This window comes from Pseudomonas juntendi (assembly GCF_021560075.1).
GTDB classification, from domain to species: Bacteria; Pseudomonadota; Gammaproteobacteria; order Pseudomonadales; family Pseudomonadaceae; genus Aquipseudomonas; species Aquipseudomonas juntendi.
This window is the reverse complement of sequence record NZ_CP091088.1, coordinates 4,798,893-4,824,516: the sequence shown is the minus strand read 5'-3', so window position 1 is coordinate 4,824,516 and position 25,624 is coordinate 4,798,893. Positions and strand designations below refer to the sequence as shown.

The 25,624-nt window shown below is 65.4% G+C and carries 24 protein-coding genes; 7 read left to right on the top strand and 17 right to left on the bottom strand.

Annotated features, from left to right (window positions below; all coding sequences use genetic code 11):
- Positions 1 to 2: 2 nt before the first annotated feature.
- From L1P09_RS22365 to cbiE, 9 genes are all read right to left on the bottom strand, one after another.
- Positions 3 to 2,033: a TonB-dependent copper receptor gene (locus L1P09_RS22365; protein ID WP_173891230.1), complete on the bottom strand. Its 2,031-nt coding sequence runs from the start codon at positions 2,031 to 2,033 to the stop codon at positions 3 to 5.
- Positions 2,034 to 2,099: 66 nt separating this feature from the next.
- Positions 2,100 to 2,531 (bottom strand): DUF2946 domain-containing protein, encoded by a 432-nt coding sequence (locus tag L1P09_RS22360; RefSeq protein ID WP_235768131.1) that lies wholly within the window; start codon positions 2,529 to 2,531, stop codon positions 2,100 to 2,102.
- 22 nt (positions 2,532 to 2,553) lie between these two features.
- Positions 2,554 to 3,039 (bottom strand): copper chaperone PCu(A)C, encoded by a 486-nt coding sequence (locus L1P09_RS22355; RefSeq protein ID WP_235768130.1) that lies wholly within the window; start codon positions 3,037 to 3,039, stop codon positions 2,554 to 2,556.
- Positions 3,040 to 3,085: 46 nt separating this feature from the next.
- Positions 3,086 to 3,475 carry a DUF2946 domain-containing protein gene (locus L1P09_RS22350; RefSeq protein ID WP_235768129.1) on the bottom strand — a complete coding sequence of 130 codons (390 nt, stop codon included), beginning with the start codon at positions 3,473 to 3,475 and terminating at the stop codon, positions 3,086 to 3,088.
- Between the two features lie 93 nt (positions 3,476 to 3,568).
- Positions 3,569 to 4,423: an SPFH domain-containing protein gene (locus L1P09_RS22345; RefSeq protein WP_009683275.1), complete on the bottom strand. Its 855-nt coding sequence runs from the start codon at positions 4,421 to 4,423 to the stop codon at positions 3,569 to 3,571.
- A 26-nt stretch (positions 4,424 to 4,449) separates the two neighbouring features.
- Entirely contained in the window at positions 4,450 to 4,887 is a 438-nt protein-coding gene (locus L1P09_RS22340; RefSeq protein WP_009683274.1) for an NfeD family protein, read from the bottom strand.
- 94 nt (positions 4,888 to 4,981) lie between these two features.
- Positions 4,982 to 5,704 (bottom strand): cobalt-precorrin-6A reductase, encoded by a 723-nt coding sequence (locus L1P09_RS22335; RefSeq protein ID WP_029885702.1) that lies wholly within the window; start codon positions 5,702 to 5,704, stop codon positions 4,982 to 4,984.
- A complete protein-coding gene (locus L1P09_RS22330) occupies positions 5,701 to 6,795 on the bottom strand; it encodes a cobalt-precorrin-5B (C(1))-methyltransferase (RefSeq protein WP_115294861.1) in 1,095 nt (364 codons plus the stop codon). Before L1P09_RS22330 ends, L1P09_RS22335 begins: the two co-directional genes overlap by 4 nt.
- Complete coding sequence (cbiE, locus tag L1P09_RS22325; protein WP_235768128.1) at positions 6,788 to 7,999, bottom strand: precorrin-6y C5,15-methyltransferase (decarboxylating) subunit CbiE; 1,212 nt, start codon at positions 7,997 to 7,999, stop codon at positions 6,788 to 6,790. Before cbiE ends, L1P09_RS22330 begins: the two co-directional genes overlap by 8 nt.
- Before the next feature lie 143 nt (positions 8,000 to 8,142).
- On the opposite strand from cbiE, the gene cobG reads away from it, so the two are divergent.
- The 7 genes from cobG to L1P09_RS22290 all read left to right on the top strand — a co-directional run bounded on the left by cobG (position 8,143) and on the right by L1P09_RS22290 (position 14,650).
- The gene (gene cobG / locus L1P09_RS22320) at positions 8,143 to 9,474 is read left to right on the top strand and encodes a precorrin-3B synthase (RefSeq protein ID WP_290129257.1); all 1,332 of its coding nucleotides are present in this window, start codon (positions 8,143 to 8,145) and stop codon (positions 9,472 to 9,474) included.
- Positions 9,467 to 10,093 (top strand): precorrin-8X methylmutase, encoded by a 627-nt coding sequence (locus tag L1P09_RS22315; RefSeq protein ID WP_009683269.1) that lies wholly within the window; start codon positions 9,467 to 9,469, stop codon positions 10,091 to 10,093. The genes cobG and L1P09_RS22315 overlap by 8 nt, the downstream gene beginning before the upstream one ends.
- On the top strand, positions 10,090 to 10,824 hold the full coding sequence (locus L1P09_RS22310) for a precorrin-2 C(20)-methyltransferase (protein WP_054904932.1): 735 nt from the start codon (positions 10,090 to 10,092) through the stop codon (positions 10,822 to 10,824). The genes L1P09_RS22315 and L1P09_RS22310 overlap by 4 nt, the downstream gene beginning before the upstream one ends.
- Positions 10,812 to 12,509, top strand: coding sequence for a precorrin-3B C(17)-methyltransferase (cobJ, locus tag L1P09_RS22305; RefSeq protein WP_192441102.1), 1,698 nt, complete (start codon positions 10,812 to 10,814; stop codon positions 12,507 to 12,509). The genes L1P09_RS22310 and cobJ overlap by 13 nt, the downstream gene beginning before the upstream one ends.
- Positions 12,510 to 12,601: 92 nt before the next feature.
- Entirely contained in the window at positions 12,602 to 13,279 is a 678-nt protein-coding gene (locus tag L1P09_RS22300; RefSeq protein ID WP_054904930.1) for a hypothetical protein, read from the top strand.
- 61 nt (positions 13,280 to 13,340) lie between these two features.
- Positions 13,341 to 14,030 (top strand): hypothetical protein, encoded by a 690-nt coding sequence (locus tag L1P09_RS22295; protein ID WP_082414636.1) that lies wholly within the window; start codon positions 13,341 to 13,343, stop codon positions 14,028 to 14,030.
- Complete coding sequence (locus L1P09_RS22290) at positions 14,027 to 14,650, top strand: hypothetical protein (protein ID WP_054904929.1); 624 nt, start codon at positions 14,027 to 14,029, stop codon at positions 14,648 to 14,650. The genes L1P09_RS22295 and L1P09_RS22290 overlap by 4 nt, the downstream gene beginning before the upstream one ends.
- Here L1P09_RS22290 and L1P09_RS22285 read toward each other — a convergent pair.
- From L1P09_RS22285 to prmA, 8 genes are all read right to left on the bottom strand, one after another.
- Positions 14,647 to 15,243 carry a MarC family protein gene (locus tag L1P09_RS22285; RefSeq protein ID WP_009683262.1) on the bottom strand — a complete coding sequence of 199 codons (597 nt, stop codon included), beginning with the start codon at positions 15,241 to 15,243 and terminating at the stop codon, positions 14,647 to 14,649. The two genes, L1P09_RS22290 and L1P09_RS22285, sit on opposite strands and share 4 nt — an antisense overlap.
- A 65-nt stretch (positions 15,244 to 15,308) precedes the next feature.
- Positions 15,309 to 18,080 carry a hybrid sensor histidine kinase/response regulator gene (locus L1P09_RS22280; RefSeq protein WP_054904928.1) on the bottom strand — a complete coding sequence of 924 codons (2,772 nt, stop codon included), beginning with the start codon at positions 18,078 to 18,080 and terminating at the stop codon, positions 15,309 to 15,311.
- A gap of 135 nt (positions 18,081 to 18,215) precedes the next feature.
- Positions 18,216 to 19,511, bottom strand: a complete 1,296-nt coding sequence (purD, locus tag L1P09_RS22275; protein ID WP_054913305.1) for a phosphoribosylamine--glycine ligase — start codon at positions 19,509 to 19,511, stop codon at positions 18,216 to 18,218.
- A gap of 145 nt (positions 19,512 to 19,656) precedes the next feature.
- A complete protein-coding gene (gene purH / locus L1P09_RS22270) occupies positions 19,657 to 21,264 on the bottom strand; it encodes a bifunctional phosphoribosylaminoimidazolecarboxamide formyltransferase/IMP cyclohydrolase (RefSeq protein WP_110676694.1) in 1,608 nt (535 codons plus the stop codon).
- Between the two features lie 81 nt (positions 21,265 to 21,345).
- Positions 21,346 to 21,666, bottom strand: a complete 321-nt coding sequence (fis, locus tag L1P09_RS22265; protein ID WP_003249693.1) for a DNA-binding transcriptional regulator Fis — start codon at positions 21,664 to 21,666, stop codon at positions 21,346 to 21,348.
- Positions 21,663 to 22,676 (bottom strand): tRNA dihydrouridine synthase DusB, encoded by a 1,014-nt coding sequence (dusB, locus tag L1P09_RS22260; protein ID WP_009683257.1) that lies wholly within the window; start codon positions 22,674 to 22,676, stop codon positions 21,663 to 21,665. Before dusB ends, fis begins: the two co-directional genes overlap by 4 nt.
- A 216-nt stretch (positions 22,677 to 22,892) precedes the next feature.
- Positions 22,893 to 24,263, bottom strand: a complete 1,371-nt coding sequence (locus tag L1P09_RS22255) for a DUF3426 domain-containing protein (protein ID WP_235768126.1) — start codon at positions 24,261 to 24,263, stop codon at positions 22,893 to 22,895.
- Positions 24,264 to 24,305: 42 nt separating this feature from the next.
- Positions 24,306 to 25,184, bottom strand: a complete 879-nt coding sequence (gene prmA / locus L1P09_RS22250; RefSeq protein ID WP_235768125.1) for a 50S ribosomal protein L11 methyltransferase — start codon at positions 25,182 to 25,184, stop codon at positions 24,306 to 24,308.
- Positions 25,185 to 25,624 lie beyond the last annotated feature (440 nt).

Here is a 25,624-nt window from a genome sequence, read left to right as displayed (position 1 = left end):
TGTCAGAAGCTGAAATCGACCTTTGTCCAGAAGGTCCTGCCTGGCTCGTTGACCGGCTGTGGGTCGCTTGCCGGGTAGCCGAACCCAGCGTTCCCGGCCAGGTTCAGGTGCTCGGCGTATGCCTTGCCGAACAGGTTGTCGACCCCGGCGCTGAGCTTGAGGTTGGTGTTCACCTTGTAGGCGCCGTTGAGCGAGAACACGCCGAAGCCGGCGCTTTTTTCGTAGTCCTTGCCGACCACGTTGCCCTGGTTCTCGGCGATGCGGTTCTGCGCCGCCACCAGCCGCCACAGCGCACCGACGCTCCACACATCACGGCTGTAGGTCAGGCCCAGGCGGCTTTCCAGCGGGGGCATCTGTGGCAGCGCCTTGCCGTCACTGCTGTTCTTGCCCCACGCGTACGCCAGGCTGGCATCGGCCTTCCAGTGCTCGGTCAGCTGGTAGGCCGCGCCCAGTTCGCCACCCATGATACGCGCATCGACATTCTGGGCCTGCGAGGTGCTCATGCCCATCATGCCGGGGCGGTAGTCGAACAGGATGTAGTCACGGATCTGCCCGACATAACCCGAGGCCCAGGCTTCCAGGCGTTCGCTACGGTACTGGATGCCGAAGTCCAGCTGGGTGGTCTTCTCGGGCTTGATGCCGTCGAAAGCGTTGGCCGCACCGGGTGGTGCCAGCTTGGGCGAAAACAGCTCCCAGTAGTCGGGGAAGCGCTGGGCATGGCCCAGGCCAATGTAAGTGGTGGCCGGCAGGCCTGCCAGGTCGTGTTCGTAGCGCACGAAGCCGCTGGGCAGGGTGGCCGCACGGGTGTCGCCCTGGGTGGCGCTGCCTTGGCGGAAGTCGCGGGCCGAGGCGCGGTCCAGGCGGGCACCGCTGACCAGGCGGTCCTCACCCGTGGCGTACCAGGTCAGTTCGCTGAAGGCACCGTAGTTGTGGAAGTCGGCGTCCTTGGTCCAGGCCTGGCCCTTGTGCGCGTCCACGCCCATCCCGCCACGCTGGCGGTGCTCGTTGGTTTGCGCGTCGAGGCCGCTGATCAGTTGCACGTCGGCCCAGCGCCAGGTGGCCTTGATGCGTGCGCCCAGGGTGCGGCGGTCTACGTTGCTGACCATGGGCATGCCCATCATGCCGCTGCCCGAGGGCGTGCGCAGGCTGTAGTTGTCCATCACGTGGTCGGCGTAGTTGTAGTAGACCTGCGCTTCAAGCGTGTCCAGCACCTCGCCGAGGTTGGACTTTTCAAAGCGCAGGCCCAGGCTTTCGCGCTTGAACTGCGAGCCGTCCATGCCACGCCCGGCGTAGCGGGCTTCGCCATCGCCCTTGCCGGCAGTCAGCTCCAGCAGGGTGTCCTGGTCGGGCGTCCAGCCCAGGGCGACATCGCCGTTCCACTTGTCCCAGCGTGACGGCACGGTGTCGTTGTTTCCGTCGTGATAGTCGTCCGAGCGCGACTGGTTGCCGACGAACCGTGCATAGGCCTGGCTGTTCCCGGCAGCGGCATCCAGCACTTTGTCGAAACGGCCGTTGGAGCCGGCCAGCAGGCTGGCATTGACCCGGCTGCCGAGGCTGCCGAACTGCTCGGGTTCGCGTTCGAACAGTATCGTGCCCGCCGAACCGCCTGGCCCCCAGATCACGCTCTGCGGGCCCTTGATAACGGTCAGCCGGTCATAGGTTTCGGGGGAAATGTAGGAGGTCGGCGCGTCCATGCGGTTGGGGCAGGCGCCGAGCATCAGCCCGCCATTGGTGAGGATGTTCAGGCGCGAGCCGAACATGCCGCGCAGGACCGGGTCGCCGTTGGTACCGCCGGCGCGGATCGCCGAGAAACCGGGAATGGTTTTCAGGTAGTCGGCGCCATCGCTGGCCGGCACCGGCTGGCGTGGGTCTTTCGGGTTGGTGACCACGGTCAACGGCGAACTCGGTGCCACGGCGGTGACGACCGTCGGGCTCAGCTCGGCGGCCAGGGCTACCGGCGCAAGCAGCGAGCCGCACAGTGCGGCGATGGTCCCACGCAGGGACAAGGCAAAAACAGGGGTGCAGCCAGACATAATGATTCCAGTCGATCAGTCATGAGGTAGCACAAAGCCCGCTGGCTTCGTGCACAAAATGTCGGTTCAGGTGCTGATCGAGGAAGGCGGTGCACGGCTGCGCGCACCGGGGAATACAGCCTGCCGGGCATGGCCCTGGTGCGTGGGTGCAATCAGGTGGTTGGTGGGGACGACGCTGCCGGCGCTGAGTGGGCTAAGGGCCTGGGGCAGGGCCGGGCAGTTGAACAACAGGCTGCAGTAGCCGCACTTTTCCCACATCACATGCAGCTGGCCGTCGCTGCCGTGGCCGTGATGGCTGTCGCCAGCGTGCTGATGGGCAGCCGGCATGGGCATGTCCATCGGCATGGCCATGCCGGCGTGGTGGTTCATCGGCATCGCCTGGGAAATCAGCGGGCCGATGAAGATCATCCACATGGCGAACAGGCTCAGCCATCCGCCACCGGCGCGCCTGCGGTCAGGGCGGGTGGTACGGCGCATGCGGGGGGAGGGCAGGCTCATGGCCAGCGCCTGTCAGCTGCGGTCAGTGTGCGTGTTCGTGCGCTTGCGGCTGGTTCGCTGGCGCTTGCTTCTGCACGGCCACTTCGACGGTGACATCGCCGGCCTTCTCGAAGTGCAAGGTCAACGGGAAGCGCTTGCCATCGACCAGCAGGCTGCGATCCTTGGGCTGCATCAGCATCACGTGGTAGGCACTGGGGGCGAAGGTCAGGTCCTTGCCGGCGGGCACCACCACGCTGGGTACCTGTTGCATTTTCATGGCGCCGTTGTCGCTCATGGCATGTTCGTGCAGTTGCGCATCATCGCTGATCGGGCTGTCGACGCTGAGCAGGCGGTCGTCGGCCTGGCCGTTGTTGTGCACCACGAAATACGCCGCCACGTTGGGCGCATTGGGTGGCAACTGCAGCGACCAGGGGTGGGCAATGTGCAGGTCACCCACGCTGTATTCGTGGGCATTGGCGAAAGCGCCAGGCAGCATAAGGGCGGCCAGGACGAGGGCGTGCTTGAGCATGGTGAATCTCCGTTCTGTTTCAGGTTCAGGCAGTCAACGACGGAACTCAGGCCAGCGGAGAGGCACGAGGGTTTAACGCAGGCCAGAGCTGGCGCGGCGTGGGTTGGTAGTCAGCCGGTGGCGGCAACAGCCCGGCGAACAGTGTCGGCGGGTTGTGCAATTGCGGCGGGTATGCGGGCAGGGCCAACAGCGGCGCGGCGCCAGAGCAGCACCAGCAGTTCATCAAGGCGGCGCTGTCGTCGCTTTGCGGGCCCAGGTCGATCTTGGCCAGTGCCTGGACATCGACCTTGGCCTTGTTGGCCATGCTGGAACAGAAGGTCCCCCACAGCAGCTGCTCGGCCGGGCCCTTGGGCGCGGCAGAGGACAGCGGCATGGCCAGCAGGTTGAACAGCACTGCAAGGCAGGCTATCCAGGCGATGTGCCGACGTGGGGGCATGGAGAGATCCGGTCAGGAATCGTGGTGGGTATTGTAAGGCGGAGTATAGGTAAATACGCGGGGTGCGGTGAAGTGACGCAGCGCGTGGTGCTATCAAGCCTTGCCACGCCCCATCAGCCCACGCACGGTTTCCTGCAGGTCCGCCGGCAACACCACCACCTTGGCATTGTTGCTCCCGGCCAGGTTTTCCATCGCCCCGACATAGCGCTCACCCAGCAGGTACATGGCCGGCACGGTTTCGTTGCCCACGGCTTCCTTGACCAACGAAATAGCCCGGGCCGAAGCCTCGGCCAGGCTGATTTGCGCCTCGGCGTCCAGCCTGGCGGCTTGCAGGCGCGCTTCGGCTTCCAGGATGGCCGCCTGCTTGGCGCCTTCGGCACGGGTCACGTCGGCCTTGCGCTCCCGTTCGGCGGCAGCCTGGCGCTCCATGGCCAGTTGCATGTTTTCCGAGGGCTTGATGTCCTGGATTTCCACCGAACGCACGGTCACGCCCCAGTCTTCGGTCTGCTCGGACATCGCCTCGCGCAGGCGTGCCTTGATCTGCTCGCGGCTGGACAGCGCTTCGTCCAGGTCCATGGCACCGACGATCGCGCGCAGCGAGGTCATGGTCAGGCTGGTGACGGCGAAGGAGAAGTTCTGTACGCCATACGAGGCTTTCTGCGGGTCCACCACCTTGGCGAAGCACAGGGCATTGGCGACGATCACCGCGTTGTCCTTGGTGATGATTTCCTGCTCCTGCACATCGAGGATGATGTCCTTGGTGGGCAGGCGGTAGGCGACCACGTCCATGTACGGGATGACGATGTTCAGGCCGGGCTTGAGGGTGCTGTGGTAGCGGCCCAGGCGCTCGACGATCCATTCCTCGCCCTGGGGCACGATGCGAACCCCCTTGAACACGGTGATCAGCACGAACAGTGCGATGGCGCCAACGACGATGAGGCTGGTCATGATGCAAAATTCCTTTTTGTGCGGTTTCAGGCCCGGATGACGCGGGCGGTATTGCCCTCGATGGCGGTCAGGCGCACCCGCTCGCCGGCGGCGATTTCGCTGTCGGCGATGCAGGTCCATTCTTCATTGCCGAGGATCGGCTTCTGGAAGCGCACGCGGCCCTTGTGGAACTCCGACACCGCGGCGGTCAGCAGGCCCACTTCGCCGATCACGCTGTCGGCGGTCCAGCGCACATCCGGCTGCTTGCGCCGGAACAGCTTGAACCACAGCGCGGTGGTGGCCGATGACAGCACTACCCACAGCAGTACCTGCATGTCCAGGGCCAGGGTGGGCGCGGCCAGGGCAACCAGCGCGACCAGCACGGCACCGATGCCGAACCAGAGGATGAAGAATGTCGGCAGGACCAGTTCCAGCAGGATCAGCCCGATGCCGAACAGCAGCCAGATCCACCATTGCATTTCCATATGGGTTGCGCCTTCCAGGGGGAGGTGCTGAGTGTAAGGCAGCGGGGCGCTACTGGGCCACTTGCAGGGCGTACGGAAAAATCTGAAAAAGCTGTCAGTGCAGGCCCAGCGCGGCCAGCAGCGCCAACGGCGTGTCGAATGCACGATCCACCGCTGGCAACGCCGGGCGTTTCAGGACCAGCACCGGCACCCCCAGCTCACGCGCCACTTCCAGTTTGGGTTCGGTCGCCACGCTGCCGCTGTTCTTGCTGATCAACACGTCGATGCTGCGCCGCTGGAACAATGCCCGTTCATCCTCGAGAACAAACGGCCCGCGCGCACCGATCACCTCGCAGCGCTCATTGCCGGGGCAGGCCTCCAATGCCCGCAAGGTCCAGAACTGCTGTGGCGGAATTTCGTCCAGGTGCTGCAGCGGCTCACGGCCCAGCGTGAACAGCGGCCGGCGAAACGGCTGCAGTGCTGCGATCAAGTGCGCCCAGTCTGCCACTTCGCGCCAGTCATCCCCCTTTTGCGCCTGCCAGGCCGGGCGGCGCAGGGCCCAACAGGGGATGCCGGCGCTGCGTGCGGCCTGGGCGGCATTGCCGCTGATCTGTGCTGCATAGGGGTGGGTGGCGTCGATCAGCAGGGTAATGCCCGACTCGCGCAGGTAGCGCGCCAGGCCTTCGGCGCCACCGAAGCCACCGACCCGCACCTGGCATTGCAGGTCCTGGGGCACACGGCCGATACCGGCCAGGCTGTAGACATGCTGCGGGCCGAGGCGGCGGGCGATGGCCAGGGCCTCGGTGATGCCACCCAGCAGCAGGATACGGGCGGTCATGCCACGCCAGCCTTGCCGACAATGCCGCCCTGGCGGTCGATGGCGAACACCTCAACCTGCACTGCCGCCGGCACCACGCTGCGGGCAAACGCCAGGGCATGGGCGCACACCGCATCACCCAGCGCGATACCGGCCGCATGCGCCAGTGCGAGAGCCTGCTGGCTGGTATTGGCGTCGATGATCGCGGCTTGCAGGGCTGTGTCAGCACCGATCGCCGCTGCCCAGCCGGCCAGCTGCGGCAGGTCGATGCTGGAATGGCGGCTGTGCAGGTCCATGTGCCCGGCAGCCAGCTTGCTGATCTTGCCAAAGCCGCCGCACAAGGTCAGGCGCGGCACCGGCACCTTGCGCAGGTGCTTGAGCACCGCGCCGACGAAGTCGCCCATTTCGATCAGGGCGATTTCCGGCAGGCCGTAGACACGGCGCATGGTGTCTTCACTGGCGTTGCCGGTGCAGGCGGCGATGTGGGTGTAGCCGTTGGTGTGAGCCACGTCGATGCCCTGGTGGATCGACGCTATATAGGCGGCGCAGGAGAATGGCCGCACGATACCGCTGGTGCCGAGGATCGACAGGCCGCCGAGGATGCCCAGGCGCGGATTCATGGTCTTTAGCGCCAGCTGTTCACCGCCCTGCACGTTGACCGTGACCTCGAAGCCGCCAGGGTGGCCACACTCATCGGCCAGGCGCTGCAGGTGCTCGCTGATCATGCGCCGGGGCACCGGGTTGATGGCAGGTTCACCGACCGCCAGCACCAGCCCCGGGCGGGTCACGGTGCCGACGCCGCTGCCAGCGACAAAACGCACGCCCGGGTCGCCCAGCAGGCGCACCCGGGTGTACAGCAGCGCACCATGAGTCACGTCGGGATCATCGCCGGCATCCTTGACGGTCCCGGCTTCGGCGCATTCGCCCACCAGGCGACAGAATTCCAGGCGCATCTGCACCACCTTGCCCTTGGGCAGGGTGATAGCCACGGCGTCGTCACGCTGCCCGGTGAGCAACAGCTTGGCTGCCGCCAGGCTGGTGGCGGTGGCGCAACTGCCGGTGGTCAGGCCGCTGCGCAGTGGGGCGGGCTGTTCGCGGGTTTCTTCACGCATCGACGGGTTTCTGCACTTCCAGCAGGGTGATCGGCAGCGCCTGGCGCCAGGTGTCGAACGCGCCCAGTGGCTGGGCATGGGCGACATGCACGCGGGTCAGTTCGCCGCCGTGCCGTTGGCGAAAATGCGCCAAGGCCAGTTCGCTTTGCAGGGTCACCGCATTGGCCACCAGGCGCCCGCCAGGGCGCAGGCTGGCCCAGCACAGGTCGAGCACCCCTTCGCGGGTGACGCCGCCGCCGATGAAAATGGCATCGGGCGGCTCCAGCCCATGCAACGCTGCCGGCGCCTTGCCGCGAACCAGCTGCAGGCCGGGAACACCCAGCGCATCGCGGTTATGTTCGATGAAGCCCTGGCGGCCTTCGTCGGCCTCGATGGCCAGGGCGCGGCAGGCCGGGTGGGCGCGCATCCATTCGATACCGATCGAGCCGCAGCCAGCACCCACGTCCCACAGCAGTTCGCCTGGCTGCGGCGCCAGGCGCGCCAGGGTCATGGCGCGGACATCGCGCTTGGTCAGCTGGCCGTCGTGGCGAAAGGCGCTGTCGGGCAGCCCGGCCAAGCGATGGTGACGGGGGGCGTGGGGCGTGGCCTGGCAATCGATGGCCACCAGGTTGAGCGCAGCGATATCGGTGTGCGGCCAGTCCTGGGCAGTGCCGACCAGCGTGCGTTCGGCTTCGCCACCGAGGTGCTCGAACACCTGCAGGCGGCTGGGCCCGAAGCCACGTTCGCAGAGCAGTGCAGCGATGGCCGCCGGGCTGTCGCCATCGTTGCTCAGCACCAGCAGGCGCAGCCCGCTGTACAGGTTGGCGTTGAGGGCAGCCAGCGGCCGCGCCACCAGTGACACCACGTGCAGGTCCTGCACTGGCCAGCCCAGGCGGGCCGCTGCCAGGGCGCAGGAGGAAGGCATCGACAGCACGCGCATTTCGGCCGCGGGCACCAGGCGCGCCAGGCTGGCCCCGACGCCGTAGAACATGGGGTCGCCGCTGGCCAGCACGCACACCGGCTCGCCACGCAGGGCCAGTACCGGGTTCAGCGAGAATGGGCTGGGCCAGGGCAGTTGTTCAGCGCGCGTGCAGTGCGGCAGCAGGGCCAGCTGGCGGGGGCTGCCGACAATCTTCGTGGCACCCAGCAGGGCGCGCCGGGCTTGTTTGCCCAAGCCAGGGAAGCCGTCTTCGCCGATGCCTACTACTGTCAGCCAGGGTGTCATTCATACCTCTTAAAGATTCTGGGGCGCACAGCGCACCAGAATTTCTGCTCAAACCCGAATGATGCTCGACCACCGGCTTTTCATGCCGCCGGCCAAAGCAGGCATAATACCGCGCCTTCTACACTCAAGCGCATTTTCACAGATTGCCGGATACTCCATTGACCCAGGCCGATGCCCCCGCTGTTACCCCACGTCCCTCGGCTTGCCCGGGGTTGTGGCGCATCGTCAGTGCCCGGGATGGCGGTATCTGCCGGATCAAACTACCGGGCGGCCTGCTGCTGGCCGACCAGGCCGATGCAGTAGCCGCCGCTGCCGAGCGATTCGCCGGCGGCGTGATCGAGGCCACCAACCGTGGCAACCTGCAGATCCGCGGCATCGGCAATGCACACCACGCCCTGGTCGAGACCTTGCTCGCGGCAGGCCTGGGCCCGCGCGATGCGGCAGGCGACGATGTGCGCAACCTGATGCTCAGCCCGCTGGCCGGGCATGATCCGGCCATGCTGCTGGATGCACGGCCCCTGGCCGGGCAGGTTCTAGACCTGCTCGAAAGCACCCCGCGCTTCCACCAGTTGTCGGCCAAGTTCGCCGTGCAGCTCGATGCCGGCGAGGCCCTGGCCATGCTCGAACACCCTCACGACCTGTGGTTGTCGGCCTTGCGCCTGGGCCGGCAAACCTGGCTGGCGTTCGGCCTGGCGGGTTGCCCGGCAGATGGCCAAGTGCTGGGTGCGGTGCCGCTGGCCGATGGCCTGGCCTTGGTGCGTGCCGTGCTCGACCGTTTCCTCGACCTGGCCAGCCCCGCGCATTCGCGCATGCGCCAGCTGCTGGAAGCCTGCCCGGCCGGCGAGTTTGTCGAAGGCCTGCCTCTGGATATCCGCCGCGACGCTGCCGTGCTCGGCTGGCGCCGGCACCAGCCTGCTCCCGTGTGGTTGGGCAAGCTGCCCCAGGCCCGCGGCCTGGCCCTTGGCGTTGCCCCGGCGCAGGGCCGCCTGACCCCGGCCATGCTGCGCGGCGTCGCCCAGGTCTGCCGTGAGCTGGGCGACGGCAGCCTGCGCCTGAGCCCATGGCAAAGCCTGGTGCTGACCAACCTGCCGGCGCAGCACATCGAGCAGGCCCAGGCCGGGTTGTCTGCCCTGGGCCTGCTTTGCCACGTGGATGAGCCGCTGGCACGTATCAGCGCCTGCACCGGCAGCAGCGGCTGCGCCAAGGCCCTGGGCGAGACCAAGGGCGATGCCGTGGCCCTGGCCGCGCTGCTCGGCCCTGGCGCCCCGGGCAGCGTGCACTTGTCTGGCTGCCCCCGTTCCTGCGCCGTGGCCCACGTTGCCCCGGCCACCCTGTTGGCCCGTTCACCGGGCCGTTATGACCTGTACCTGCGTGACGCGTGCCAGCCAGGCTTTGGCGCCCTGCGCGGCACCGACCTTACCTTGAATGAAGCAGGCGCCATGCTCGACCTGCCGACGGAGCACCTTGATGATTGACTACATCCGCGATGGTCAGGAGATCTATCGCAATTCCTTCCGGATCATCCGCGAGGAAGCCCGGCTCGAGCGGATCCCCGCAGACCTCGAAAAGCTCGCCGTGCGGGTGATCCACGCCTGTGGCATGGTCGAGGCCATCGATGGCCTGCAGTTCTCTGCAGGCGCTGGCCATGCCGGGCGCGAAGCGCTGCGCAACGGCGCACCGATCCTGTGCGATGCGCACATGGTCGCCGAGGGCATCACCCGGGCCCGCCTGCCAGCCGACAACCAGGTCATCTGCACCCTGCGTGACCCCAGCGTGCCTGGCCTGGCCAAAGAGGCCGGCAACACCCGTTCGGCCGTGGCCCTGGAGTTGTGGCGCCCGCACCTGGAGGGCAGCGTGGTGGTCATCGGCAACGCCCCCACCGCCCTGTTCTACCTGCTGGAAATGCTCGACGCCGGTGCGCCCAAGCCGGCGCTGATCCTCGGCTTCCCGGTCGGCTTCGTCGGTGCTGCCGAGTCCAAGGCGATGCTCGCTGCCGACAGCCGCGGCGTGCCGTTCGTGATCATGCAAGGCCGCCTGGGCGGCAGCGCAATGGCCGCTGCCGCGGTCAACGCCTTGGCCACGGAGGTGGAATGATGGCGCCGCGTGGACGACTGCTGGGCCTGGGCGTAGGCCCCGGCGACCCCGAGCTGATCACCGTCAAGGCCCTGCGCCTGCTGCGCGAGGCCCCGGTGGTCGGCTACTTCGTGGCCAAGGGCAAGCGTGGCAATGCCTTCGGCATCATCGAGGCACACCTGCAGCCTGCCCAGACCCTGCTGCCGCTGGTCTACCCGGTGACCACCGAGGCCCTGCCGGCACCTTTGTCCTATGAACAGGTCATCAGCGACTTCTACGACGAAGCCAGCGTGCAAGTGGCCGCGCACCTGGATGCCGGCCGTGACGTGGCGGTGATCTGCGAAGGCGACCCGTTTTTCTACGGCTCGTACATGTACCTGCACGACCGCCTGGCACAGCGTTATGAGGCCGAGGTGATTCCTGGCGTGTGCTCCATGCTGGGGGGCGCTTCGGTGCTGGGCGCGCCCTTGGTGTACCGCAACCAGAGTTTGTCCGTGCTGTCGGGGGTGCTGCCGGCCGATGAGCTGAAGCGCCGCCTGGCCGACGCCGATGCGGCGGTGATCATGAAGCTTGGCCGCAACTTCCCCAAGGTCCGCGACGTGCTGGCCGAGCTAGGCCTGGACGGGCGCGCGCTGTACGTGGAACGGGCGACCATGGCCAACCAGAAAATCGTGCCGCTGGACCAGGTCGACCCGCTGTCGTCGCCGTACTTTTCGCTGATCATCGTGCCGGGGGAAAAATGGCAGGGCTGACCATGAACCCGGCACCGGCCATCGTCATTCTCGGGCCAGGCAGCCTGTTGACGGCACAGCGCATCCAGCAGTGTTATCCACAGGCTTTGATCCATGGCCTGCAGGGCCGGGTGGAGGGCGCCGACTGCTACTACAGTGCCTTTGGCGACACCCTGCGGGCGCTGTACCAGCAAGCCACCCCGATCATTGCGCTGTGCGCAGCCGGTATCGTCATTCGCAGCCTGGCGCCCCTGCTCGGCGAGAAGGGCAGCGAACCGCCGGTGCTGGCCGTGGCTGAAGATGGCAGTGCGGTGGTGCCATTGCTCGGCGGCCTGGGCGGGGTGAACGTGATGGCGCGGGAAATCGGCGCGGCGCTGGGTGTTGCCGCCGCCATCACGACCAGCGGCGAACTGCGTTTCGGCACCTGCCTGCTGAACCCGCCGCAAGGCTATGCCCTGGCCGATGTCGAGCAAGGCAAGCGCTTTGTTTCCGACCTGCTGGCTGGCGAGTCGGTGCGGGTCGAGGGGCATGCGCCCTGGCTGCAGCAGGCGCAATTGCCCGCCAGCGAGGTGGCCCGGCGCACCATTCATGTGGGGCACCTGGCGCGCCCGGCCAGCCGCGACGAGTTGCTGATCCACCCGCGCTCGGTGGTCGTGGGGGTTGCAAGCGGCGCGCTGCACACTATCCGTGCTGCCTTGCAGCAGGCCGGCATCGCCGAGCCAGCTGTGGCCTGTGTGTTGGCGGGCGAGCACGCCATGGCCGACACCACCCTGCACGAAGCGGCGCAGGCTTTGGGGGTTGCCCTGCGCTTCGCGGCCCAGCCAGGCGATGTTGCCAGCATGCTGGCGGCGGCATTGCCCGGTGCCCAACTGATCGGGCAGGGCGACGTGGTCATCGCGGTGGCACCCGCCCCGGTCGAGGTGGAGCGGCTGGGCCGCCGCCGCGGCCGTCTGGCCGTTATCGGCCTGGGGCCGGGCGCTGCCGAGCTGATGGTGCCAGCGGTCAAGGCGGAATTGGCCCGGGCGCAGGACGTGCTTGGCTATGAAACCTATGTGCGCATGGCCGGGCCGTTCCGTAGCGACCAGGTGCTGCACTGCACCGACAACCGCGAAGAGATGCAACGCGCCAGGCATGCCTTCGAGCTGGCGGCCCAAGGCCGTTCGGTGGTGGTGGTGTCGTCGGGCGACCCGGGGGTGTTCGCCATGGCGGCGGCAGTGCTCGAAGCGCTGCACGCGTCGACCGACCCGGCGTGGCACCGGGTCGACCTGGAGATCCTGCCGGGGGTATCCGCCTCGCTGGCGACCGCTGCCCAGGCAGGTGCACCGCTGGGCCATGACTTCTGCGTGATGTCGCTGTCGGACAACCTCAAACCCTGGTCCATCATCGAGAAGCGCCTGGACCTGGCCGCCCAGGCTGACCTGGTGTTGGCATTCTACAACCCGATTTCCCGCTCGAGGCCGCATCAGCTCGGCGTGGCGCTCGAGGTGGTTCGGCGGCACCGTGCTGGCAACACGCCTGTAGTCCTGGGGCGTGATATCGGTAGGCCAGGGCAGACGCTCAAGGTAGTCACATTGGCCGAGCTGCTGCCAGAAATGGTCGACATGCGCACCATGGTGCTGGTGGGCTCCTCCACAACCTGCGTGTTTCCTCGCCTCACGGGTGGGGTGTGGGCCTACACGCCACGTTGGTACCCTTCGGCCAGCTAGCTGCCGCGGAAACCCTTCAGCGCGCTGTCTTGCGAGCACGCTGGCTAAGGTGGCTGCCCCTGATTCAGGGGTAACCACCAAGGAGTTTCCCGATGTCTGAAACACAAGCCACTACCCGCGACGCCGCCGTCCTGGTCGAAGGCAACCTGCTTGCCTGTGGCGCGGGTATGTCCGTGCAAAGCCGCCATGACTGCAAGAATGCATACCACTTTGCCACCTTGGTGGCAGACAAAGCCTTCGATGCCGAAAAGCAGAGCAGGGAGTGGTATGACAAGCTCATCGATGTGATGCGTGACCTGGGCTTCACCATCCCCAAGCGCAGCTTCGAGCAGGAAACATCGGCTGAGCTGTCGGTCACCGTCGGCGCCATTGCTGTACGTGCTATAGCCGTTGCCGGCAACGCAATGTTGGGCGGCACCCCACTGGGCAGCCTGGCCAAAAAGGCCTTCGACAAGATGGCCACCGTCGAGAGCGACGCCAAAGTGCTCGACCACAAGCACAAGAACAAGACCCGGGGCATGGTCGGCCTGGCTGCGTGCATCGAGACCGAACAAGGTGATGTGGTCATGGTGATCAGTTGCATCCAGGCGTCTGCCCCGCAGCTGGACGACGACGTGCTGGGCATCCAGTGGAAGCTGAACAAGAGCCGCTACTACGCCGGTACGGCGGTGCTCACCCTCAACAACTTCGTCTACGACAAAGTGCGCGAAACCGTGGAAAACAAACTGGGCGTGCGCAGCGTCGAGAACGTTCTGCAGTACGACATCTGATTGCCTGGCGGCATTTCGCCGATGCCGCCTTTTCGACTCTCCTTGAAATGAGGCAACACACATGGATAAAGCATCCGAGCAACTGATGCTGATCGGTGGCACGGCGTTGGTTTACCCGCAGAGGGCGGGCGAAATACTGCGCCAGGCCGCTTTCGACTCGATACTGTACGCCCAGCTGGTGGCCAACAAGCACGCCGGGTCGCGTTTCGAGCAGTATGACGCCTGGTACGCGGCCAACCGCGAGGCATTTCGCCAATTGGGCTGGATCAAGCTGGCCAGCACCCACGACCTCAAACAGCTGGGGCAACCCGTTCGCAGCACCCAGCCCCAGCCGCTGGAAGCCTGGTTGAAAATGCGCGCGATCAGCCCCGAAGCCCTGCTGAGCACGGTGAGGGCAGGCCTGCGCCGCTCTGCCCAGGGTGTTGGCCATTTGCTGAAATTCAGCGCCCAGGAGCAGGGCCAGCGCTCCAGGCTGGTCGTGGAGGTGGGGCTGCTGAAGGCCGGGCCGACCCTCGATCTTTGCAGCATCACGCTGCAGGTCGACGAGCGTATTTCTGCCGTGCCCTTGGATGTGCTGCTGAGCGAGCAGGTACTCAGGGGCGAAGCCGAGTTCGATGGTATTTCCCTGGCACTGGATAACGGGCGCTTCGAGCACCAGCGCACTGCACTGCAGGCGCTGATGGAGGACAGGAATGCCCGGGGTGACTACCGCTTTGACCCTTATGCGCCAGTAGTGGGGGCAACACCATGACGAACGTTGCCCCTGCGGTAATCGGTGCCGGTATCGTGTCGTTCTTGCCAGGAATGGACGCAGCCCGGGCGAGCAAGGTGAAGCTGGCCCTGGCGATGGCCGAGCGGGCCACGCAAACAGCCTACAGGGAGGGCTTGATCGAGAACTGGTTCGACTACTACCGCAACCAGCTCAAGTTCATGGGCTGGGACTCGGTGTCTCCCGAGCAGGCGCATTGCCCCGACCCGCGCCGTGCCAAACAGACCGATCAGGTTCTGGAAACCATCGCTGACAAGGCGGGGGAGCGCTATGCAACGGCGACCGGGCTCTCCATCCGGAAACTGTTGAGGCAGCCCTCGGTGCTGCGTGAGCTGGAACGGTGTGCATACGAGCGCCAGCATTTCCAGCTACTGCCATGTGCGCCCGCCGGTGCCGGCCGGGTCGACATGGTGCTTTACCATGAGGTCGACCGCCACGCGGCATTCAAGGCTGGCTTCCTCAGCCACAAGCGTAGCCACCGGGTGGTGCGGGCGGAACTGGTGCGGTTCAATGTGCTGGCCTTCGAGAACAGCTTCTTGGGCAAAGTGCAGGAGCGGGTGGTGCAAGCCTCGTTGAACCGTATTCTCGAATACGGCCTTTAAGGTGCCAGGTAGCCCTTGATGCCGGTGAAGATGATCTGTGCAGCCAGAGCGCAGACGAACAGGCCCATCAGCCGGCTGACGATCTGCAGGCCCTGGTCACCGAGCAGGCGCTCGATGCGGTGCGACAGGTACAGCACCACACCCACGGTGAAGCTGGCCAAGGCTATGCCGATGATTGCCAGCAACTTGTCGCCCCAGTGCGGTTGGCTGACGCCCATTACCAGCAGGGCGCCGATGGTACCGGGCCCGACGGTCAACGGGATGGTCAGCGGCACGATGGTGACGTCCTGTTGCACGTTGTCGGCCTGTACCGCGGACTTGCCTTGGGCCATGCCCAGCGCAGAAATGAACAGCACACTGCCCGCGCCGATCCGGAAGGCGTCGGCGGTGATGCCGAAAATACCGAAGATCGCCCGGCCGAACAGGTACAGCAGCACGCTGGCGATGAGCGCGGCAAAGGCTACCTTCCAGGCCAGTTGCTTGCGTTCTTTGCTGGAGTGGCCACGGGTCAGGCTGATGAAGCACGACAGCACGAAGAACGGGCTGTAGAGCACGAGCATTTTCAGGTAGACGCTGAACAACTCATGGAGCATGAGCGCGGGTCCTTGGCAAAGTTGGTTGGCGTGGGCTTGGGCTGTGGTGGGCCTGCGCCGGCAGGTCAGGAAATGTGCGCCGGGTCTGTCGCGGCTTCGCGCTGGCTGGCCCAGTACTGAATCAGTTCGCGCAGTTGCGACAACTCCACCGGCTTGGCCATGTGCCCGTCCATGCCGGCCAGCCGCGCGCGTTCCTTGTGCTCGGCAAGAATATGCGCCGTCAGCGCCACCACCGGGGTGCGCTGGCGCTTGTTGGCGGCTTCCCAGGCGCGCAGCTGCCGGGTGGCCGAGAAACCGTCCAGCACAGGCATTTCACAGTCCATCAAGACCAGGTCGTAATGCCTTTCTTTCATGGCCTGCAGGGCTTCCTCACCATTGCTGGCGGTGTCTGGTTGCAGGTTCAGCTTGCCGAGCATGCCGCGTATCACCTTGGTCGAAATGCTGTTGTCCTCGGCCACCAGTACGCGGAAATCTGCTGGCAAGTCCAATGCCTGCGGGACCCCAGGCGGGCTGGCGGGTAGCGCCTGCTCGCGGCCGCGCTGGGCCAGCTCCTCGGCCAGGGTGGTTTTCAGGGTATAACCGGCCACCGGCTTGGCGAGTATCCGTTTGACCCCGGCGTTACGCGCGATGACTTTGCTGGGCGCGTTGCTGATACCGGTGAGCATGACCACCAGAATGTCGTGGTTCAGGCTGGGGTCTTCCTTGATCTTGGCGGCCAGCTGCATGCCGGTCATGCCGGGCATGTTCTGGTCCAGCAGCACGGCGTCGAAGTAGTCGCGCAGGTGCGCCTTGGTGCGCAACAGGGCCAGGGCCTCCTTGCCTGACGGCACCGCGCTGACATTCATGCCCCAGGCACTGCACTGCTGCACCAGCACTTTGCGGCAGGTATCGTTGTCGTCCACTACCAGCACCCGGGCATCGCGCAGCGGGCCTTCGAGGTCGGCCAGGGGCTGTTCCAGGCGCGAAGGGTCCAGCGGCAGGGTCAGCCAGAGGGTATTGCCCATGCCGGTGCTGCTCTTGATGCCGAATTCACCTTGCATCAGGCCGATCAGTTGCTTGGCGATGACCAGCCCCAGGTGGCCGCCCAGCTTGCTGCTGGAGAGGAAATGGTGGCTGTGCAGTTCGGCCTGCAGCAGGGCCTCGCGGTCTGCGGCCGGCAGCGGCTCGCCACTGTCCTGCACGGCAATGCGCAGGCGTGGCACCTCACCACGCTGATCCAGGGCCACCACCAGCAGGATCTCGCCCTGGTCGGTGTTTTTCAGTGCGTTTTCCAGCAAGCTGGACAACGCCTGGCGCAGCCGCGTGGGGTCACCGCTGATGACCCGCGGCACCTGCGGCTGGGTAAAGCTGATCAGCTCGATGTTCTGCTGTTCGGCCTTGGCGCGGAATATGTTCAGGCAGTCCTCGATCAGCGCGTTGAGGTCGAACTGCACATCATCCAGCTCGATCTGCCGGGACTCGAGCTTGGAAATGTCGAGTATCTCGTTGATCAGGGTCAGCAGTTCGTTGCCCGCGCTGTGGATGGTCTGCACGTAGTCGCGCTGCTTGACCGACAACGGCGTGCCCAGCAACAGCTCGGTCATGCCCAGCACCCCGTTCATCGGGGTGCGGATTTCGTGGCTGATCTTGGCCAGGAACTCGGCTTTGGCGTTGATTTCTGCATCGCTGGCAGCCAGTGCCCGGCTGACGCTGAAGCGCTCTTCACTCATGCGCCGCAAGCGCTCGCTGACCGCCAGGTTGAGCAGCAGGCCGCTGGCCACGGCCAGGCCCAGCAAAATGCTCAGTAGCCATGGCGTGGAAGTGCGGGTAAAGCCGAGCAGGGCCGGCAACAGCACCAGGCCACCCAGGTTGAACAGCACCATTGCCAGGCAGAACAGCCGGGCGGGGGCATAGCCCTTGTACCACTGGTAGCTGCTGACCAGCAGCATGCTCACGGTGCCCAGCGCCATCAAGGCGTAGGTCATCAGGTTGAGGGGCAGGGTATCGACGAACAGCAGCACCAGGCCGCTGAGCCCGACCAGCAGCATTTCACCTTGCAGCAAACGGTTCAGCCGGGGCGAATTGCACGGCGAGAAGAAGTGCTGGGTGAAATACAGCCCGGCCAGCCCCGCCAGTACCAAGGTCAGGTAGGCCGCGGGCGTTTGTGCGCTGTGCCAGACATGCCACCACGGGCCGCTGAGGTTCAGCAAGATAAGGCCGCTGAGCAGCATCAGGCCGTGATACAGCGCCAGCACCAGGGAAGTGCTGGAGCGGCTGTAGAGGAAGCGGATCAGGTTGTGCAGGATCAGCATCACCAAACCGCCGAACAGCATGCCGAACAGCAGCGGCTGGCGCTGGTCGGCGGCGGCCTGGGCGGCGGGCTCCAGGCTGATGGCCGGGCGCAGCTGGTGTTCGGACACCAGGCGCAGGTAGATGTCCACCGGTTGCTTGCTGTTGGGCAGGGGGAGTACATGGTCGCTGCCGCGCAGGGTGGGGCTGGCATTGCCGGCCTGGCGCCCGTGGTGCAGCTGACGCAGAAGTTGGTCGCCTTCGAGGGCGTAGAGGTCCAGGCCAGACAGGTCCGGGGCGAAAACCCGCAGCAATTGTTCCTGGTCGCCCGGTTCCAGGCGGTAATGCAGCCACAGGGCTTGTTCTGCCGGTGCGGCATCCAGTTCGGCAAGGATCAGCGGGCTGAACTGGTTACGGTAGCGCTCGGAACGCACGTCGCTCAGTTGCAGGTTGGCCTGTTCATCGAGCAGCACCGACCAGCCCCCGCCATGATCGGCCGCAGCCGGGAACATGCAGAGCAAGGTCAGCAAGCTGACGATAAGAGCTGAGGCAATCCGAAGCCGACGCACTACGAAATCCCTTCTTGGCCGATGTGCCGGGTATCAACTATGCGCGGCGCACCAAGCCGAAGGCAAGGCCCATGGCGGGCCTTGTCGACGAGCCGGGCGCCGGGTGCACAGGGCACCGCGGCGTGCCGGTAGTGGTTACTGCTGGTGTTCACCGCGCTCACGGGCAATGGCCCGGTAGCCGATGTCGGTGCGGTAGAAGCTGCCGTTCCAGCTGACTTCCTTGGCCAGGCGGTAAGCCTGCTGCTGCGCGTCGGCAACGGTGCTGCCCATGGCGGTGGCACACAGCACGCGGCCGCCGTTGGTGACCACCTGGCCATCCTTGAGCGACGTACCGGCATGGAACACCTTGCCTTCGATCTGCGCTGCAGCGTCCAGGCCGTTGATCACGTCGCCCTTGGCGTAGTCGCCCGGGTAACCGCCAGCGGCCAGTACCACGCCCAGGCTCGGGCGTGGATCCCACTGGGCTTCGACCTTGTCCAGCGCCTTGGCGAAGGCCGCTTCTACCAGCAGCACCAGGCTCGACTCCAGGCGCAGCATGACTGGCTGGGTTTCCGGGTCACCGAAGCGGCAGTTGAATTCGATGACCTTGGGGTTGCCCGCCTTGTCGATCATCAGGCCGGCATACAGGAAGCCGGTGTAGACGTTGCCTTCCTCTGCCATGCCGCGCACGGTGGGCCAGATCACCTGGTCCATCACGCGCTGGTGCACGTCGGCGGTAACCACCGGGGCAGGGGAGTAGGCACCCATGCCGCCGGTGTTGGGGCCCGTGTCCTGGTCACCGACGCGTTTGTGATCCTGGCTGGTTGCCATTGGCAGTACGTTGTGGCCATCGACCATGACGATGAAGCTGGCTTCTTCGCCGTCGAGGAACTCCTCGATCACCACACGCGAACCGGCGTCACCGAAGGCGTTGCCAGCCAGCATGTCACGCACGGCGGCTTCGGCTTCTTCCAGGGTCATGGCGACGATCACGCCTTTGCCCGCGGCCAGGCCGTCGGCCTTGATCACGATCGGCGCGCCTTTTTCCTGCAGGTAGGCCAGCGCCGGCTCGATCTCGGTGAAGTTCTGGTAGTCGGCGGTCGGGATCTTGTGGCGTGCCAGGAAGTCCTTGGTGAAGGCCTTGGAGCCTTCCAGCTGGGCCGCGCCCTTGGTTGGGCCGAAGCAGTCCAGGCCGCGGCTGCGGAACAGGTCGACCACACCGATGACCAGCGGCGCTTCCGGGCCGACGATGGTCAGGTCGACGTTCTTCTCGGCGAAGTCGGCCAGTTGCTCCAGGGCGCACACATCGATGGCGACGTTTTCGCACTTGGCTTCGATGGCGGTGCCGGCGTTGCCTGGGGCAACGAAGACTTTTTCTACGCGTGGGTCCTGCGCGACTTTCCAGGCCAGGGCGTGCTCACGGCCGCCGCTGCCGATGATCAAAACTTTCATGTCAAAACCTCGATTCAGGTGACCCCGAGGCGGGCGGGGAACGCTGTGGGAGCGGGCGTGCCCGCGAATGCGGCGGTGAATTCACCATCGTATTCGCGGGCGCGCCCGCTCCCACAGGGTCGCCGCTTGCCCGGGGGCCGCGTAATTAGTGGCGGAAGTGACGCATACCGGTGAATACCATCGCGATGCCCGCTTCGTCAGCCGCGGCGATGACTTCTGCGTCACGCATCGAACCACCCGGCTGGATCACGGCGCTGATACCCACTTTGGCGGCATTGTCGATGCCGTCACGGAACGGGAAGAACGCATCCGAGGCCATGACCGCGCCCTGTACCTGCAAGCCGGCATGCTCGGCCTTGATGGCGGCGATGCGGGCAGAGTTGACGCGGCTCATCTGGCCAGCGCCCACACCGATGGTCTGGCGCTGCTTGGCGTAGACAATGGCGTTGGACTTGACGAACTTGGCCACTTTCCAGGCGAATACCAGGTCGTGGATTTCCTGCTCGGTTGGCGCACGTTTGGTAACGATCTTCAGGTCATCGGCAGTGATCATGCCGATATCACGGCTTTGCACCAGCAGGCCGCCGTTGACACGCTTGAAGTCCCAGCCGGCAGCGCGCTCGGCTGGCCACTCGCCGCATTCCAGCAGGCGCACGTTCTGCTTGGCAGCCACTACGTCGCGCGCCGCCTGGGAAATTTTCGGGGCGATGATCACTTCGACGAACTGGCGCTCGACGATGGCCTTGGCGGTTTCGCCGTCCAGTTCACGGTTGAAGGCGATGATGCCGCCGAATGCCGACTCGGTGTCGGTGGCATAGGCCAGGTCGTAGGCCTTGCGGATGCCGCCTTCGTCTTCCGGCACCACGGCCACGCCACACGGGTTGGCGTGCTTGACGATGACGCAGGCCGGCTTGACGAAGCTCTTCACGCACTCCAGCGCGGCGTCGGTGTCGGCCACGTTGTTGAACGACAGTTCCTTGCCTTGCAGCTGCACGGCGGTGGAGATGCTGGCTTCGCCCTTCTTGGCTTCTACGTAGAACGCCGCGCTCTGGTGCGGGTTCTCGCCGTAGCGCATTTCCTGGGCCTTGACGAACTGGCTGTTGAAGGTGCGCGGGAATTCGCTGCGTGCAGCCGTGGACAGGGTCTGCTGGGACTGGTCGATGGTGCCCATGTAGTTGGCGATCATGCCATCGTAGGCGGCGGTGTGCTCGAACGCCTTGAGCATCAGGTCGAAGCGCTGGGCGTAGGTCAGGCCACCGGCCTTGAGTCCTTCGACGATGCCGGCGTAGTCGCTGGCGTTGACCACGATGGCCACGTCCTTGTGGTTCTTGGCTGCCGAACGGACCATGGTCGGGCCGCCGATATCGATGTTCTCGATGGCGGTCGGCAGGTCACAGCCAGGCTTGGAAATGGTGGCTTCGAACGGGTACAGGTTGACTGCAACCAGATCGATCGGCTTGATGCCGTGCTCGCTCATGATGGCGTCGTCGGTACCGCGACGACCGAGGATGCCGCCGTGGATTTTCGGGTGCAGGGTCTTGACCCGGCCGTCCATCATTTCGGCAAAGCCGGTGTAGTCAGCCACTTCCACCGCGTCAACGCCGTTGTCCTTGAGCAGCTTGTAGGTGCCGCCGGTGGACAGGATCTCGACACCGAGCTGTTGCAGCTCACGGGCGAATTCGAGGATACCGGTCTTGTCGGAGACGCTGATCAGGGCGCGGCGGACTGGCAGGCGGGTAGTCTGGTCGGTCATTTCGGGTTCCAATAACGCGGTGGAGTCTGCAAAAAAGGCGCCTCTGTTCAGGGAGCCGCCTTTTCTGGTTGGGATTCTGTGTTACAGCAAGTCGTACTGCTTGAGCTTCTTGCGCAGCGTGCCTCGGTTCAGCCCGAGCATCTCGCTGGCCTTGGTCTGGTTGCCCTTCACGTAGTTCATGACGCTTTCGAGCAGGGGGGCCTCCACTTCGGAGAGCACCAGGTTGTAGACGTCCGTGACGGTCGCGCCTTCCAGATGGGCGAAGTAATTGTGCAGCGCCTTCTCGACGCTGTCGCGAAGGGTCTGGCCCTCTTCGCTCGGCGTGTTCAGGTGCTGTTTCAGGTTGGCGTTGTCGCTCACGGGCGTTGTTCCACTCACAAAATTCTCGGTCATCATCGTCATGCGGCCACCCCTTGTCCGTCCTCTGTCTCAAGGCTCTGTCGACGCTCGCTGAAAAACGCGCGAACGTTGGCGCACTGCGCTTGTGTGTCTTCCAAAGCGTTGAACCGGGAGCGAAACTCCTTGCCGCCGGGTCGTGTTGCCAGGTACCAGCCAACGTGCTTGCGGGCGATACGTACGCCCATCACATCGCCATAGAAGGCATGCAGCGCGGCCAGGTGTTGCAGCAGAATGTGTTCCACTTCGTCCAGCTGCGGCGCCGGCAGGTGTTCGCCGGTGCGCAGGTAATGCTCGATCTCGCGAAAGATCCATGGCCGCCCCTGGGCAGCCCGGCCAATCAGCAGGCCATCGACCCCGGTGGCATCCAGCACCGCCCGGGCCTTTTCGGGCGACGTGATGTCGCCGTTGGCAAAAACCGGGATCGACACCGCCTGCTTGATGGCAGCGATGGTGTCGTATTCGGCTTCGCCGGTGTACAGGTCGGCGCGTGTGCGGCCATGTACCGCCAGCGCCTGGATGCCGGCCTGCTCGGCGATTTTCGCCACGTTCAGGCCGTTTTTGTTCGCCCGGTCCCAGCCGGTGCGGATCTTCAGGGTCACCGGAACGTCCACGGCGCCGACCACGGCGTGGAGAATTTCGTGGACCAAGGCTTCATCCTTCAATAAAGCAGAGCCTGCAGCTTTGTTGCAGACTTTTTTTGCCGGGCAGCCCATGTTGATATCGATGATCTGGGCGCCTGCCTCGACATTGGCCCGTGCTGCCGCTGCCATCATCTGCGCATCACCGCCGGCGATCTGCACCGAGCGCGGCTCGGGATCACCCTCATGGATGCGGCGCAGGCTCGACTTGCGGCTGTTCCACAGGTTCATGTCGCTGCTGACCATTTCCGACACGACCATGCCTGCGCCCAAGCGCTGGCAAAGTGTACGGAAAGGCTGGTCCGTGACCCCGGCCATGGGCGCGAGGATCAGGTTGTTGCGTAGCGTGTATTGGCCGATGCGTACCGCCGACATAGGTGATCCCTGTTGTGGGGCCGAATCTTGGAGTTCGAAAAAGGGTTGGCATGATACCCGCTCTCGGTGACCGGATAAAGATGGAACTGGATAAAATCTGAACAACCGGGGCTGGCAACAAGCGGCAAGTTGCAAGCCACAAGACAAGCAAGCCGACAGCCGGCCTGCTCCGTCTTGTAGCTTGTAGCTTGTAGCTTGAAGCTTGAAGCTTGCCGCTTATTCCGGCGAGCGGAAGCTCAGGCTGTAATTGACCGCCTTCGGGCCGGGGTCGAGGATGTCCAGGGCTATGTGGATCGGCGTCTGGCTGGGCATTTCGCCACGCCCCGCCAACTCACCCGACAGGTATTCGCTGGGCTTGAAGCGGCGGCTGGCGATCAACTGGCCATTGAGGTCGGCGAAGCGCAGTTCGAGCAACGGGAATGGCTGGGCAAATGGCGCACGGTTGTAGATGATCGCATCAACGATGAGCGCGCCTTTGAAATCCGGGTGGCTGCGTACCACCAGGTTGCTGCTCTTGATCCGGCCAATGTCGACACGGGTGGGCACCTGGCAGCCGACCAGCGGGCACAGCTGCAGGAACATGGGCCGATACTGGTCCTGGCGGGCCATTTCGTCGAAGTGGAACCACACGTACTGGAAGGCCAGCAGGCCGGCGGCCAGCAAAGACAGCACGCCCCACAGGATCCGCTTGCCCCAGTTGGGCGCAGGCTTTTCCCAGCCCAGTTGCAGGGGGTCGTCGACCACGTCGACCAGCGGCTCCTTGCGCGGTGTGCGCTCGGGCTTGCCGGCAAGGCCGGGTTCCAGGCGTTCACCGGGCAGCGGTTCGCCAAGCTCGTCGTCCCGCGCCGACAGCTGCAGTGGCAGCGGTTCATCGTCGTGGGCGCTCAGGCCTTTTTCCGGGATGTCGTCATCGTCAGTGTGCAGCGGTTCGCCGAGTGTTTCAGACTCATCGGTTTCGCCAGTGCGCTGCACGGGCGGCTGGTCGTCGAAGTCCAGGTCGAAATTGCTGCCCAGTACCGGTTCGGTGCGCTCGCCAGGGGCAGGCTGCAGGTCTGGCGCCTGTGGCTCCGGCGTCAGCAGCACTGGTGCAGGCTGTGCCTGCAGTGGCGGCTCGAGGGGGTCATCGGTTGCCGTGCCGAACAGGTCGTCCACAGGCTCATCGGCATGCTCCTCATCGCGCCGCGCTTGCAACCCGTCATCCTGCCGGGCGGCGCGTGCCTGCGCCGGCCCCCCACGCCGCTCAAGGCGCTCCAGCTCTTTGTCGAGGTCAAGGGCATCGAGCGCCTCGGCGGTGACGGCCCAGTCCTCCCCGGGCGCAGGTGTGGGCGCACTGCTGGCCGCCTCGGGCGGGGCAGGCGTTGCCGCCTCGGCGTCGGGCAGCGCTGGCGCCGCCGGGGCAGCAGGCGCCGCCGCCGGTGCTGGCGCGGCGCTGGCGGCGCGGTTCTGCTCCAGCAACTGCTTGGCGGCGTTGAACACCTGCAGGCAATGGCCGCACCGCACCACGCCGCGCGCTACGCTCAGCTGGTGGTGGGTGACGCGAAAGCTGGTCTGGCAATGCGGGCACTGGGTGACGAAACTGTCGGTCATGCGGCAATCCGGGAGCTGTGCAGAAAAGTATTCTAGGCCCGCTTAGCGGCGCCGACCACTGATGCGCACCCAGCCGTCGCGCACGACGATCGGGTCCAGGTCGAAGTCGGCGGCATAGGCTGCGGCCACTTCCTCGCCCTGTTCGGCAAGGATGCCCGACAGTGCCAGCAGGCCACCTGGGCGGACCAGCCCGGACAGCTGCGGGGCCAGCGACACCAGCGGGCCGGCAAGGATGTTGGCGACCAGTACGTCGGCCTGCATCGCCGGCATGTGCTCTGGCAGGTACAGGGCCAGTTTCTCGTCGGCGATGCCATTGCGCTGGGCGTTGTCGCGGGAAGCCTCGATGGCTTGCACGTCGATGTCGGTACCCACCGCCCCACGGGCGCCGAGCAGCAGGGCGGCGATGGCCAGAATGCCCGAGCCGCAACCGAAGTCCAGCACCTGGGTGCCTTCGAGCTGCTGGCCATCGAGCCATTCCAGGCACAGGGCGGTGGTGGGGTGGGTGCCGGTGCCGAAGGCCAGGCCCGGGTCGAGCAGCAGGTTGACTGCGTCTTTCTCGGGGGCGTCATGCCAGCTGGGCACGATCCACAGGCGGCGGCCAAAGCGCATGGGCTGGAAGTTGTCCATCCAGCTGCGTTCCCAGTCCTGGTCCTCGATCACTTCGGCCTGGTACTCGGGCAGTTCGGCGCCGGTCAGCAGGCGCAGGTGGGCGAACACCTGCTCAGCGTCGGTATCGGCTTCGAACAAGGCCAGCAGATGGGTGTGCGACCACAGCGGGGTGGTATTGAGGTCGGGTTCAAAGATCGGCTGGTCATCGGCATCCATGAACGTGACAGAAACGGCGCCTACTTCAAGCAGGGCGTCTTCGTAGGTTTCGGCTTGTTCCGGGCTGATGGCCAGGCGTACTTGCAGCCAGGGCATGGCGGGCACCTTTGGTAAATCGACAGGGGCAGCCCTAGGCTGCGCGAAGGCTGGCAGTTTACGCGAGTGCGCAGGGTTTGTAGAGAAGGCCCCGGCCTTGTGGGGGCAACTGTCTTGTATTGCCTGGGCGGGCCTCATCGCCGGCAAGCCCCACGGGGATCGCATCAGGGCTGACAGGTGTTTGCCACAAGGTATGCAGCGCCTGTTAGAGCGAGCGCCGCCCGCGCGGCGCATCGCGAGCTGCGCTCGCTCCTACGTTTGTTTCGGGCCAATTATTCCTGTGGGATTCGCGCGCGAACGCCTTGGTGCATGCCTCAATATCGCGCCGTACAAACAAGGCGGCCGCGCGCGCCTGTCACAGGCGTTACTGGCCCGAAACAAACGTAGGAGCGAGCGCAGCTCGCGATTGCGTCGCGCGGGCGGCGCTCGATCTCACAGGC